The sequence below is a fragment of the Streptomyces sp. NPDC050759 genome (assembly GCF_044456945.1).
In the GTDB taxonomy this organism is placed as follows: domain Bacteria; phylum Actinomycetota; class Actinomycetes; order Streptomycetales; family Streptomycetaceae; genus Streptomyces.
In genome coordinates this window covers 311,554-323,407 of the sequence record NZ_JBITGI010000013.1, presented here as the reverse complement: position 1 = coordinate 323,407, position 11,854 = coordinate 311,554, and the positions used below count along the sequence as shown (strand labels likewise).

Sequence of the window (11,854 nt, the reverse complement as noted above, 5' to 3'; positions counted from 1 at the left end):
GAACACTGGCACGGCGCCGCCCCCGACCGCTTCATGGAACACATCGCCCTGTGGGAGGGCACGGGCGACGACACCCCCGAGACCACGTGGGCCGAACCGGTCACCGACCAGCAGTACAACGGCCCCCGCACCCGCAACCAGTAGCCCCTACCCCTCCCACGCCCTCCCCCCTCTGCCTCGCAGCGCGCGCAAATGCCCCCGATGACGCCGGTCAGTCATTTCTGACGGGGCCTCAAGGGGGGAGGAAAGTCTCCCTGTCACGAGCGTTGCCGGTGGTGCAAGACTCCCCAGGTGACCGGCAGCCGCTGCCAGAGCGCGCGGTCGCCGGCTTCCCCGCGGCGGCGACGATCCCCGTCTCCCGTCCCGCTGTTGTGTACGGCCGGTCCGTCCGCGATCCGAAGGCGTACGTATGTCCAATGAGCTCCCCGAGTCTGCCGCTGCACCCCCCACCGGAGCCGGCGAGTCCTCCCCGGCGCCCACGCGGCGCACGTTCATCGCCACCGGCACCGCGGTCGGTGGTGCCGGTGGCGCGGGGAGCGTGATCGGAGGCACGTTCCTCGTCGATCCGGAGGAAGCGACGGCCGCCGAGAGACCGCCGTCCAGCCGTGTCTCACTGACGGTCAACGGCATCCGCCGAACGGTGACGGTCGACAACCGCACCTCGCTGCTGGACCTGCTCCGCGAGCACCTCGGCCTCACGGGCTCCAAGAAGGGCTGCAACGCCGGGGCATGGGGGGCGTGCACGGTCCTGGTCGACGGTCAGCGGTACAACGCCTGCCTGACGCTCGCCGTACGGCTGGAGGGCGCCGACGTCACCACCATCGAGGGCCTGGCCGACGGCGATCAACTGCACCCGCTCCAGCAGGCGTTCATCGACGAGGACGCCTTCCAGTGCGGCTACTGCACCCTGGGGCAGATCATGTCCGGCGTGGGCTGCATCCAGGAGGGCCACACCGGCTCGCCGGAGGAGATCCGCGAGTGGATGAGCGGCAACGTCTGCCGTTGCGGCTGCTACGTCAAGATCGTGCGCGCGGTCGAGCAGACCGCCGCCCATAAGTAAGGAGCGGCCCCATGCATCCCTTTGCCTACACCCGTGTCTCCGACACCCGGGAAGCCCTCAATGCCGGGCGTGCGGGCGGCCGTTACATCGCCGGGGGGACCACGCTGGTCGACCTGATGCGCGAGACGGTCGAGCGCCCCGACTGTCTGGTCGACATCAGCGGTCTGCCCTTGCGCGAGGTGACGGCGACCGAGCGCGGGGGCCTGCGGATCGGCGCCCTGGTGTCCATGTCGGAGGCCGCCGCCCACGCCAAGGTGCGCACCCTGTATCCCGTCGTCTCCGAGGCGCTGGAACTGTCCGCGTCGGCCCAGCTGCGGAACATGGCGACCATCGGCGGGAACATCATGCAGCGCACCCGCTGCACGTACTTCCGCGACGTGACCGCCGACTGCAACAAGCGTGAGCCCGGCTCCGGTTGTGCCGCGCTGCACGGCGTCAACCGCACCCACGCCATCCTGGGCACCTCCGACGCCTGCGTGGCCACCCACCCGTCCGACGCCGCCGTGGCCTTCGCCGCCCTGGAGGCCCGGGTGCACCTCCTTGGCCCGGACGGGACACGCCAAGTCCCCTTCGCTGACTTCCTGTTGCGGCCAGGCAGCACACCGCAACGCGAACAGGCCCTGCGGAAAGGCGAGTTGATCACGGCGGTCGAGATCCCGGCATTTCCGCGGCCACTCAGGTCCGGCTATCTGAAGGTGCGCGACCGGCAGTCCTACGAGTTCGCCCTGACGTCGGCGGCCGTCGCGCTGCATGTACGCGGTGGAGTGATCCGCGAGGCCAAGGTCGCCGCCGGGGGAGTGGGCACCGTGCCCTGGAAACTGCCCGCCGTCGAACAGCACCTCGTCGGCGAACGCCCCTCGGCGGCCCTGTGGGCGGCCGCTGCGGCCAGGGCGGCGGACGGCGCCCGTCCCCTGCAGCACAACCGCTTCAAGGTCGAGCTGCTCAAGCGCACCGTGGAGCGCCAGCTGCGCGTCGTAGGAGGTGCCGAGTGAGCCCCCAGCCGCAGGCAGCCGTGGGCGCACCACTGTCGAGGGTGGACGGGCCGCTGAAGGTCACCGGCAAGGCGCGGAACGCTGCCGAATTCGACGTCGACACGGCGCTGGGCCTGGTGCCGGTGCGGCGCGTACTCGGCGTGTACGCGGGCCGGATCAGCAGCCCCGAGCTCGCCGACAGCCAGGCCCTCGGCGGCATGGTCGGCGGCATCGGCACGGCCCTGCTGGAGCACACGCTCACCGACCGCTGCGACGGGCGGATCGTCAACGCCGACCTCGCCGACTACCTCGTCCCCGTCGACGCCGACAACCCCGAGCTCAAGGCGGTCTACCTCGACGGTGAGGACCGCGAGGCCGACCCGATCGGCGGCAAGGGTCTCGGCGATCTCGTGATGATCGGAGTGGCGCCCGCTATCGCCAACGCGGTCTTCAACGCCACCGGCCGCCGGGTCCGTGAACTGCCCATTTCCGCCGAGGCGTTGATCTGACCCAGCGCTCATGCTCCCGCTCCTCCTCGACGGAGTGCACACCGCTTGTCCGGCAGCCTGCCTCTCCCCGTCCGACTGCCGGACTCTCCAGGGCCGTCGCCGCGACGTTGGCCCGCGTCGCGGCGACGGCCCGCTCTGACGAGCCGAGCACGTCGTCAGCCAACGGCGTGAGTGTCGCGCCCCATGGACTGCTCTGCGGCTACTCCGGACCGAGGCGGGGGCGTCTCGGAGCGGCTGGTGCGCATCAGCGCGAGTGCGGTCAGTGGTACGAGGGTGAGGGCGGCCGCCACCGTGCCGACCAGCGGCGGTCCGGCTTGCCCCAGTGGTGAGCTCAGGGCGGTGCCCGCAGCCCAGGAGCCGACGGCGATGCCCACGTTGGGCGCCGAGACGCTGAGGCCGGAGACGAGGTTGGGCGCGGAACCGGCGAAGCGCAGAGCCGGCGCGCCGAGGTGGTGCAGGCGGCACGGCCGGTCCAGGCCGAGTGCCTCCGTGATCGACCAGCAGTTGCCTGCAACGCCTGGCATCAGTGACCCGCGCAGGTACAACACGCTGCGGTGGTCATTGTGTGCGGTGCCTGTCACCTCCGATACCGCTGCGCCACCGCCGTGAAAGCGGCCTTGGGCTCCCATTCCATGTCGGGGTAGGTCTGCCCCCGGCGCCCCTCGAGGAGTTTGACGATGCCCAGCCCGGCCCGGTCCAAGTCGTCCCTGGGGTCTCCGTCTGGGCGGTGCGGGTAGCCAGGCAAGGCGAACAAGAACACGAATGCGCTGTCCACGCCCTCGGTCTCGAAGATCTCCAGCAGCTCGCTCAGATATGCGGCCTGGCCGGCCTCGTCGCGCTCGTGTATGCCGTTCAGCCGTACTGGGGCCTTGGTCTGTGGGTCGTGCTCGACCACTTCCAGCACCCGCCCGCCGTGGTCTCCCGCGCCGCGGTAGGCGGCCGTGCCGAACCCGGTGATGGCGAGCGGCTTCGGGCCTTGGGCCAGGGTGCGCACCGCGTCCCGGAACCGGTCGGCGACCTCGGCGGAGCGGATCAGCTCGAACGTCCTTATGTCGAAGGGAGTCCAGTCGACCTGCTCGAACTGGATGGCTGCGTAGGTGAGCTTGCCCTGGAAGCGCTCGCGGACCGTGGCCGCCGCGTCGCCGAGGAATGCGTTGATGTGCACGCCGAGTTCGCGCATCGCTTGGGCCCGCTGTTCGGGCCGGCTCATCAGGTGCTCGACCCTCTTCTCGGGGCTCTCTCCGGGCAGGAACCCCCGGTTCATCACGCTCAGTTCGACCCCTGCGACGAATACGACGGTGGCCCCCTGCTGCCGGAGCCGTTCCGCTCGCTCGGCGCAGTCGCGGAAGAGCGTGAGGATCTGTGCTGGATCCAGCTCCAGCGGATAGGGAGAGAACCAGACCTCCAGGCCGAGTTCGGCGGCGACACCGGCGGCCAGCTCCAGTCGGTCCGGGTCGCCGCCGATGATCTGGATCGCGTTGCAGTGCAGGTCGTCGCGGATGATGGCGAGCTCGCGACGGACCACCGCGGGGTCGAGGTGCTCGCGGGATATCTGGCCGTGCACGACGAATCCTGTGTCGTAGGTCATTCCTCTTGCTCGCATGAGTGACGTCCTCTCTGTCGGTCTCGGGCGGGTCGAGGCTGACAGGAAAAGTGCGTGCCCGCAAGTTTGCGCTCACGCAACTTTGCGTGCGCGCAGGCCTGTGTGGAACGCTGACGCCGTGACGACACCACCATCAGGGCTGCGGGAGCGGAAGAAGCGGGCCACACGCGAGGCGCTACGCGAGGCGGCCCTGCGCCTGGCCGTGGAGCGCGGGCTGGACCAGGTGCGGGTCGAGGACATCGCCGAGGCGGCCGGGGTCTCGCCGCGCACCTACAACAACTACTTCGCCAGCCGCGAGCAGGCGATCGTCTCCGCTGTCACCGCGGACCGGGAGGCGCGGATCGCGGCGGCGGTCGCGGGCCGGCCTGCAGGAGTGCGCCTGGCCGACGCCGTCACCGAAGCAGTGGTCGAGCAGTACACGAACACCGGCGAGCGCGAACACGAGGCGTTGCTGCTGATCACCACCCAGACCGCGCTGCGCGACGCGTTCCTCGATACCACCGCCGGCATCGAGCCCCCTCTCACGGCGGTGATCGCCGAACGCCTGGGTGAGGCCGAAGCGCACACAGCCCGCGTTCTCGCGGCAAGCGTGGCCGCGGCCGTTCGCATCGCGATGGAAGGCTGGCTCCGGCCGACCGGGAACGCAGAGGCCGCCGGGAGTTTCGGCGCCCGAGGACTGGTCGTGCCTTCCGGCTCACTGCCCGACCGGCTCCGCGAGACGCTGGCCCCGCTCGCGCCCGCGTTCGACGCCGCCGAGCGACGCACCCAGCCGTGAAGGTGACCCGACTGGGGCGTCCGCTGAACAAACAGTAGATCCGCAACATGCCGATGCACCCGGCCGTCATCCTCGCTCGTCAGCCTGTTCAACGTACTGACGCTGTGCCTGGTCGCGATCTACGACTGGATTACTACTTACGGCTCGCAGAGAAGCCGCCGGTCACCGCCACCCCTGGGAGAATCCGACCGAGCCCGCCCGGAGCATCGCCGAACACACCCAACTCACGGCTGGGAAACACAAGAAGCAAGCTCAGGGACGCAAACGCGCCAGTGGCGCTCACCGCCCGGGCCAGGCAGGGGGCGGAGTCCAGGTCGCCCCAGGGCAGGGCCGGGCGTGCACAAGTCGGCGCTGACACCGGCCACCTGGTACCCCGCCTGGAAGCGGCCAAGGTCCGGCAGACGCGAGCAGTCGGCGACAGCAAGCGCCTTGCGCGGCGCGTGTGCCTGCTCAGGCGTGGCGTCCCACAACAGGTCCGGGCCGGTCAGCTCCATCGAGCCGTGCATGATGACCGCGAGTTCCCCCCCAAAAAAAAGCGCACCGTCCGCGGCAAACGTACCGGCGACGTCATCGGCTTCCTCCAAGCCCCGCCCCGTGGCCACACGCTCACGGCGCTCCTCACCGGCCCCCTGGTGACCTGGGTCAGTCGAAGAGGGCAACGACTCCGTTGACCCAGATCGCGAGGAACGCAAAAACCCCCACCAGGCAGCCGACGCCCGCCAGTACACCGCCGACCGTCCACGGCCCGGACGGCGCCTCCTCGTACCACTCCTCCAGACCGTCCCGGTAGGAGGCGGGGTCGTCCCAGTCGACAGGGTGCCCCAACTGCTCGGCGCAGGCGGCCCGCACTGCGACCAGCTGCCCCTCGGCGAAGGAGGTGGCGGCCATGGCCTCGGGGCCGCGCCAGGCGAGGGCCTTCATTCGCCACCCGGGAGACCCGTACCGCGCCTCGAAGGCGACGGTCTCGTCGGCGTGGCGGTCGTCTTCGAGGTACATCCAGCGTCCGGCCTCGGCGGCATCGCCGTAGAGCCGGTACACCTCGGCCAGGCGCCGACGAAGCGTGAGATCGTAAGGGAAGGACGAGACGAGACCGCGCAAACGCTGGCGCGCGACGGGAACCCGGCCGGCCGCCAGGTCCGCGTCGACTCGGGCAAGGGTCTCTCTCAGCGGCATGAACACATGATCGGGTGCCGCGCTGATCCACGTCGACCTGGTTTGCCGTTCAGCACGCCCCTAGGGCCGCCTGTTGCGAAAGTGGCCTCTGCCGCGCGAGGCCCGGCACGCTCCCCCACTGCCCTGAGGCGTGGGAGGTACCCGCACTCGTCGCACCGCCCGAAAGCCCGAGTACGCCCCGTACGAGGGCTTCCGTGCGGCACTTCCCCCAGCCTTCGGCCGGGGGGACCCCAGAGCACGCACCGGACGCCGCGCGGCCGCCCTCCGGGCGACGAGGCCACTTTCGCAACAGGCCCTAGCCCCCGATCGCGGACATGGGCCGGTCCGGCTGGACGAAGGTCGGGTCGTCGAGGCCCGCGCCGGCCTTCTTGCCCCACATCGCCTCACGCCAGATCCGGGCGATCTCCTTGTCACCGGCGTCGGAGCGCAGGGCCGCTCGCAGGTCGGTCTCCTCGCGGGCGAACAGGCAGGTGCGTATCTGGCCCTCGGCGGTGAGGCGGGTGCGGTCGCAGGCGGCGCAGAACGGGCGGGTGACGGAGGCGATGACGCCGACGACGTGGGGGCCGCCGTCGACGATCCAGCGCTCCGCAGGGGCCGAGCCCCGGGCCTCCGCACCCTCCTCGGTGAGGGTGAAGCGGGTGCGCAGGGAGGTCAGGATGTCCCCGGCGGTGATCACGCCGTCGCGTTTCCAGCCGTGCTGGGCGTCCAGGGGCATCTGCTCGATGAAGCGCAGTTCGTAGTCGTGCTCCACCGCCCAGGCCAGCAGGTCGGGGGCCTCGTCGCCGTTCAGCCCTGGGATCAGGACGGAGTTGACCTTGACCGGGGTCAGGCCTGCCTCGCGGGCCGCGTCCAGGCCCTCCAAGACGTCCTGGTAGCGGTTGCGGCGGGTGAGGGTCTTGAAGACGTCCGGGCGCAGGGTGTTCAGGGAGACGTTGACCCGGTCCAGGCCCGCCGCCTTCAAGGCCTTTGCAGTGCGCTTGAGGCCGATGCCGTTGGTGGTGAGGGACATCTGGGGGCGCGGGGCGAGGGCCGCGACGCGCTCGACGATGCCGACCAGGCCCGGGCGCAGCAGGGGTTCACCGCCGGTGAAGCGGACCTCCTCGATCCCGAGGGAGTTGACGGCGATGTCGATCAGGCGGACGATCTCGTCGTCGGTGAGCAGATCCGGCTTGGCCAGCCACTGCAGACCCTCTTCCGGCATGCAGTAGGTGCACCGCAGGTTGCAGCGGTCGGTCAGCGAGACCCTCAGGTCGGTGGCCTGCCGGCCGTAGGTGTCGATCAGCATGTCTCTGAGACCGTTCCTGCCGCGTGCGGCACCGCATCGGAAACACGGTGGATCGGGCCGCTGACCCGGGCCAGAGGCAAGCCGCTCGCCCGGCCGGCGTGGGCGATGATCTCGGCGGTGACGGAAATGGCCGTCTCCTCGGGGGTACGGGCACCGAGGTCGAGACCGATCGGGGACCGAAGCCGGGCCAACTGCTCCTGTGCGACGCCGACTTCACGCAGACGGAGAAGGCGCTCTTCGTGAGTGCGCCGGGAGCCCATCGCGCCGACGTAGCCGACGGGGAGACCGAGTGCCAGCCGTAGCAGAGGGATGTCGAACTTGGCGTCGTGGGTGAGCACGCAGACGGCGGTACGGGGGTCCACGGCCGTTTGTGCCAGGTAGCGGTGGGGCCAGTTGACGACCACCTCGTCTGCGTGCGGGAAGCGTGCCTGGGTGGCGAAGACGGGGCGGGCGTCGCACACGGTGACGTGATAGCCCAGGAACCGGCCCGCCTGAGCGAGGGCGGCGGCGAAGTCGACGGCGCCGAAGATCAGCATGCGGGGGCGGGTGGCGGCCGCGTGGACGAGGACGGAGAGCTTCTCGGGGCAGGTGTCGGCGTCTTGGCCGAGGGCGAGAAGTGCGGTGCGTCCGGTGCGCAGTTGGGCGGTGACCCGGTCCGCGACCGTCCGGCCGGTCGGCCCGTCGCCGAGCGTGCTGTCGGCGATCCAACGGTCGCCGAGGACACTCACAGTGGCGCCGATCCATTCCTCGGGCCCGTCCACGATCTGGGCGACGGCGGCGGGTCGGCCCTCGACCGCCTCGGCGAGCGCCGCGCCGAGATGGGGCCGGGCGGCCGGGTCGACGCGCTGGACGAGCACGTCGAGTTCGCCACCGCAGGTCAGTCCCACGGCGAAGGCGTCGTCGTCGGAGTAGCCGAACCGGGCACGCTGTCGAGCGCCTTGCTCCTGGAGCACCTGTCGGCACAGTTCGTACACCGCGCCCTCGACGCACCCGCCGGAGATGCTGCCGACGGCGTTGCCGTCCTCGTCCACAGCCACCGACGTACCGATCGGCAGGGGCGCGCTGCCGGTGACGTCGATGATGGTGGCCAGGGCGAAGGGGCGTTCCTCGCGACACCAGCGGTGCAGTGTGTCCGCGATGTTCAGCATGGGGGTCTCCAGAGCACACGGTCGCTGTCACAGAAGGTGGGCCGGGCCGCCGCCGCGTAGACGGGGAGCATGCGCGGCGGCGGCCCGGGGAGGGTCCTGCAGCCGTACGGGGGGTTCGACTGCCGGACCCGGCTAGGGAGGCGGTGGTGTCAGAGCAACGCCTCGGCGGTGATCGGCAGTTGGCGGATACGGCGGCCGGTGGCGTTGTAGACCGCGTTGCCGATCGCGGCCGCCACGCCGACCTGGACGACCTCGCCGAGTCCCTTGACGCCCAGCAGGTTGCCGGCGTCGTCCTCGCCGTCGAGGTAGATCGCCTTCAGGTCGGGGACGTCGGCGTTGACCGGGACGAGGTAGTCGGCGAGGTTGGCGTTGACGATCCGCCCGTCGCGGTGGTCGGTGACCGTGTGCTCCAACAGTGCCTGGCCGATGCCGCCGACCATGCCGCCGAGTGCCTGGCTGTCGGCGAGCTTGGGGCTGATGATCCGCCCCGCGTCGTACACGCCGAGCATCCGCCGTACCCGTACCAGTCCCAGGTCCGCGTCCACCGAGACCTCGGCGAAGGTCGCGCTGTAGGCGAAGTAGGCGGACCGCTCGGAGCCGGGCCCCTCGTAGGAGCCGTTCGCCTCCAGGTGAGTGCGGTCGTGGCGGGCCAGCAGGCTCTTGTACGTCTCCCCGCGCGCCGTGTTGTTCCGGTCGTGCAGTCGGCCGCTGCGTACGACCACGTCGTCCGCGTGCACCCCGTACAGCGGCGACTCCCGGTCCTCCACGGCCAGCTTGATCGCCTGCTGTCGCACCTTGTTGCAGGCGTCGACGACGGCCGAGCCGACACTGGCCATGGTCGAGGAACCGCCGTGCGGCGAGGTGAACGGATACTCCGAGTCGCCCAGCCGGAAGGTGACCGTGCGCATGGTCAGCCCCAGGGCGTCGGCCGCGACCTGGGTCTGGGAGGTGTAGGTGCCCGGCCCCATGTCGGTGGTGGCCGCTTCCACGGCCGCCGTGCCGTCGGCATCCAGCCGCGCCCTGGCCTGCCCCGGATACCGCCCGCAGTCGTAGGCCCCGGCGGCCATGCCCAGGCCGATCAGCAGGTTCCCCTCCCGTGTGGAGCGCGGCTCGGGGCTGCGACGGTCCCAGCCGAACTCGCGGGCGCCGACGTCGTAGCACTCGCCCAGCCGGCGGGTGGAGAACGGCTCGTTGGTCGACTCGTCCTCGGCCGGTTCGTTGCGCCGGCGCAGCTCGATCGGATCGATGCCGAGCTCGGTGGCGAGCTCGTCCATGGCCGACTCGATCACGAACGACGCGGGGGCGAAGCCGGGTCCGCGCATCCAGATCGGGGTGTTCACGTCCAGCGGCACCTGCCGGTACGCCTGGCGGACGTTGGGCGTGCTGTACATCATCTGGCCAGTGCCCAGGACGGCCTCGGAGAACGTCTCGTACGACGAGGTCTCGTGGTCGATGTCGTGGATCGCGGCGTTCAGCCGACCGCGCCGGTCGCTGCCCAGTCGCAACCGGTACTCGTAAGCCGGCCGGAATCCGGTGCCGTGGTACATCTGCTTGCGCGACAGCACCAGTTTCACCGGGCGCCGGGTCACGCGGGCGGCCAGCGCGGCGACGATGGTGTGCGGCCAGCAGCGCAGCCCGCTGCCGAAGCCGCCGCCGACGAACGGGTTGATGACCCGCACCGCGTCCGCCGGCAGGTCGAAGACCGCGGCGATCTCGTCGTGCGTGCCCATCACCCACTGCGTCTTGTCCCACACCGTGAGCCGGTTGCCATCCCAGCGGGCGACGGTGGCGTGCGGCTCCATCGGGTTGTGGTGGTTGCGTGCCAGTTCGTACTTCAGATCCAGCTGTACGGCCGAGGAGCGCAGCCCCGCTTCCGCGTCCCCGCGCGCATAGGGCGTCGGCTCGCCGGGTTCGGCCTTGGTGATGTCGGTCGAGGGCTGTTCGGCGTCGTAGCGGACCTTGACCAGGCTCGCGCCGTGCTGGGCGGCCTCCAGGGTGGTGGCCACGACGACGGCGACCGGTTGGCCGTGGAAGAGGACCTTGTCGTCCTGGAAGACCCGAAGCCTGCGCCCGGCCGGGTTGTTGGAGCCGGTGTTGTCGCGGTAGGGCAGTTTCGGGGCGTTGCCGTGGTGGATCACCCGCAGTACGCCCGCATGTTTCTCGGCGGCGCTTGTGTCGATGGACCTGATGCGGCCACGTCCGATACTCGCGTCGACGATGACGGCGTGCACGACTCCCTTGAGGTCGTGCTCGGCGGCGTACTCCGCCTTGCCGGTGACCTTGAGCCGACCGTCCACCCGGGACAGCGGCGCACCTACAGCTGCCTGCGGCTGGGGGCTCATTGCATCTCTCCTACGGTGCGCAGCTGGCGTTCGACGGTTCGCTTCAGGAGCTCGACCTTGAACCGGTTGTGCTGGAGGGGGCGAGCGCCGTCAACCGTGTGACTGGCCGCCTCGGCCCACAGACCGTCCGAGGGGCGCTCACCGATCAGGGCCCGCTCGACGGCGGACAGCTTCCACGGCACCGTCGCCACACCGCCGGCGGCGACCTTCGCCTCGCGGATCACACCGTGGCGTACATGCAGCGCGACGGCCGCCGAAGCGAGCCCGAACGAATAGGACTGCCGGTCGCGGATCTTCAGGTAGGCCGACTTGAGCGGACGCGGATACGCCCGGATCTCGACCGCCGTGATCAACTCGCCCTGCCTGATGGCCTGTTCGCGGTGCGGGGTGCTGCCGGGACGGAGCAGGAAGTCGCCGAAGGGGAGGCTGCGCTCCTTGCCGCCCGGGGCCTGGAGGTGGACGGTCGCCTCCAGGGCGGTGAGCGCGACGGCGAAGTCGGAGGCGTGCACGGCCACACAGTGATCGGATCCGCCGAGGATCGCGTGGCCACGGTTGTAGCCCTGCAGGGCGGCGCAACCGGAGCCCGGCTCACGCTTGTTGCAGTCAGCGGTCACGTCACGGAAGTACGTGCAGCGGGTGCGCTGCATGATGTTGCCGCCGATGGTCGCCATGTTCCGCAGCTGCGCCGAGGCGCCCCGCAGCGCCTGGGCGGCCACCGGGTACAGCGAGTTCAGCTTGGGGTCGGCGGTGGCCACGGCCATCGGGGCCAGGGCACCGATACGGATGCCGCCTCCCGCGGTGGCGGTGATCTCACTCAAGGGCAGGGCGCTGATGTCGACGAGCGTGTCGGGGGTCTCGACGGTCTCGCGCATCAGGTCGACCAGCGTGGTACCGCCGGCGATGTAACGCCCGCCGCCTCTCCCGGCGTCCAGGGCTTCCCGGACGCTGTCGACGCGGGTGTAGGAGAAGGGGTGCATGGGAGCCGCTC

The 11,854-nt window shown here is 70.6% G+C and carries 10 protein-coding genes and 2 pseudogenes; 5 read left to right on the top strand and 7 right to left on the bottom strand.

The window, feature by feature from the left end:
- From ACIBJB_RS33490 to ACIBJB_RS33475, 4 genes and pseudogenes are all read left to right on the top strand, one after another.
- Positions 1–144: pseudogene (locus ACIBJB_RS33490) on the top strand (cupin domain-containing protein); the annotation flags it as partial.
- Between the two features lie 265 nt (positions 145–409).
- Positions 410–1,060 (top strand): (2Fe-2S)-binding protein, encoded by a 651-nt coding sequence (locus ACIBJB_RS33485; protein WP_398936205.1) that lies wholly within the window; start codon positions 410–412, stop codon positions 1,058–1,060.
- A gap of 11 nt (positions 1,061–1,071) precedes the next feature.
- Entirely contained in the window at positions 1,072–2,052 is a 981-nt protein-coding gene (locus ACIBJB_RS33480; RefSeq protein WP_398936203.1) for an FAD binding domain-containing protein, read from the top strand.
- 83 nt (positions 2,053–2,135) lie between these two features.
- Positions 2,136–2,540, top strand: a pseudogene (locus ACIBJB_RS33475) (molybdopterin cofactor-binding domain-containing protein); the annotation flags it as partial.
- Positions 2,541–2,695: 155 nt separating this feature from the next.
- On the opposite strand, the gene ACIBJB_RS33470 reads toward ACIBJB_RS33475, so the two are convergent.
- Together ACIBJB_RS33470 and ACIBJB_RS33465 are read right to left on the bottom strand one after the other, a co-directional pair.
- Positions 2,696–3,064, bottom strand: a complete 369-nt coding sequence (locus ACIBJB_RS33470; RefSeq protein WP_398936201.1) for a hypothetical protein — start codon at positions 3,062–3,064, stop codon at positions 2,696–2,698.
- Positions 3,065–3,117: 53 nt separating this feature from the next.
- Positions 3,118–4,128 (bottom strand): hypothetical protein, encoded by a 1,011-nt coding sequence (locus ACIBJB_RS33465; RefSeq protein WP_398936228.1) that lies wholly within the window; start codon positions 4,126–4,128, stop codon positions 3,118–3,120.
- A gap of 133 nt (positions 4,129–4,261) precedes the next feature.
- Here ACIBJB_RS33465 and ACIBJB_RS33460 point away from each other — a divergent pair, with 133 nt between their 5' ends.
- Positions 4,262–4,918, top strand: a complete 657-nt coding sequence (locus ACIBJB_RS33460) for a TetR/AcrR family transcriptional regulator (protein WP_398936199.1) — start codon at positions 4,262–4,264, stop codon at positions 4,916–4,918.
- Between the two features lie 642 nt (positions 4,919–5,560).
- Here the strand turns inward: ACIBJB_RS33460 and ACIBJB_RS33455 are convergent.
- The 5 genes from ACIBJB_RS33455 to ACIBJB_RS33435 all read right to left on the bottom strand — a co-directional run bounded on the left by ACIBJB_RS33455 (position 5,561) and on the right by ACIBJB_RS33435 (position 11,843).
- Complete coding sequence (locus tag ACIBJB_RS33455) at positions 5,561–6,091, bottom strand: DUF6584 family protein (RefSeq protein WP_398936197.1); 531 nt, start codon at positions 6,089–6,091, stop codon at positions 5,561–5,563.
- Between the two features lie 295 nt (positions 6,092–6,386).
- On the bottom strand, positions 6,387–7,376 hold the full coding sequence (moaA, locus tag ACIBJB_RS33450) for a GTP 3',8-cyclase MoaA (protein ID WP_398936195.1): 990 nt from the start codon (positions 7,374–7,376) through the stop codon (positions 6,387–6,389).
- On the bottom strand, positions 7,370–8,524 hold the full coding sequence (locus ACIBJB_RS33445) for an XdhC family protein (protein ID WP_398936193.1): 1,155 nt from the start codon (positions 8,522–8,524) through the stop codon (positions 7,370–7,372). Before ACIBJB_RS33445 ends, moaA begins: the two co-directional genes overlap by 7 nt.
- Positions 8,525–8,673: 149 nt before the next feature.
- On the bottom strand, positions 8,674–10,866 hold the full coding sequence (locus ACIBJB_RS33440; protein ID WP_398936191.1) for a xanthine dehydrogenase family protein molybdopterin-binding subunit: 2,193 nt from the start codon (positions 10,864–10,866) through the stop codon (positions 8,674–8,676).
- Positions 10,863–11,843, bottom strand: a complete 981-nt coding sequence (locus tag ACIBJB_RS33435) for an FAD binding domain-containing protein (protein ID WP_398936189.1) — start codon at positions 11,841–11,843, stop codon at positions 10,863–10,865. The genes ACIBJB_RS33440 and ACIBJB_RS33435 overlap by 4 nt, the downstream gene beginning before the upstream one ends.
- Positions 11,844–11,854: the final 11 nt, after the last annotated feature.

Bases quoted from the DNA above. Each gene is read 5' to 3' on its own strand.
- ACIBJB_RS33485 (WP_398936205.1), top strand. From the start codon at position 410: ATGTCCAATGAGCTCCCCGAGTCTGCCGCTGCACCCCCCACCGGAGCC.
- ACIBJB_RS33480 (WP_398936203.1), top strand. From the start codon at position 1,072: ATGCATCCCTTTGCCTACACCCGTGTCTCCGACACCCGGGAAGCCCTC.
- ACIBJB_RS33470 (WP_398936201.1), bottom strand. From the start codon at position 3,064: ATGCCAGGCGTTGCAGGCAACTGCTGGTCGATCACGGAGGCACTCGGC.
- ACIBJB_RS33465 (WP_398936228.1), bottom strand. From the start codon at position 4,128: ATGACCTACGACACAGGATTCGTCGTGCACGGCCAGATATCCCGCGAG.
- ACIBJB_RS33455 (WP_398936197.1), bottom strand. From the start codon at position 6,091: ATGCCGCTGAGAGAGACCCTTGCCCGAGTCGACGCGGACCTGGCGGCC.
- moaA (WP_398936195.1), bottom strand. From the start codon at position 7,376: ATGCTGATCGACACCTACGGCCGGCAGGCCACCGACCTGAGGGTCTCG.
- ACIBJB_RS33445 (WP_398936193.1), bottom strand. From the start codon at position 8,524: ATGCTGAACATCGCGGACACACTGCACCGCTGGTGTCGCGAGGAACGC.
- ACIBJB_RS33440 (WP_398936191.1), bottom strand. From the start codon at position 10,866: ATGAGCCCCCAGCCGCAGGCAGCTGTAGGTGCGCCGCTGTCCCGGGTG.
- ACIBJB_RS33435 (WP_398936189.1), bottom strand. From the start codon at position 11,843: ATGCACCCCTTCTCCTACACCCGCGTCGACAGCGTCCGGGAAGCCCTG.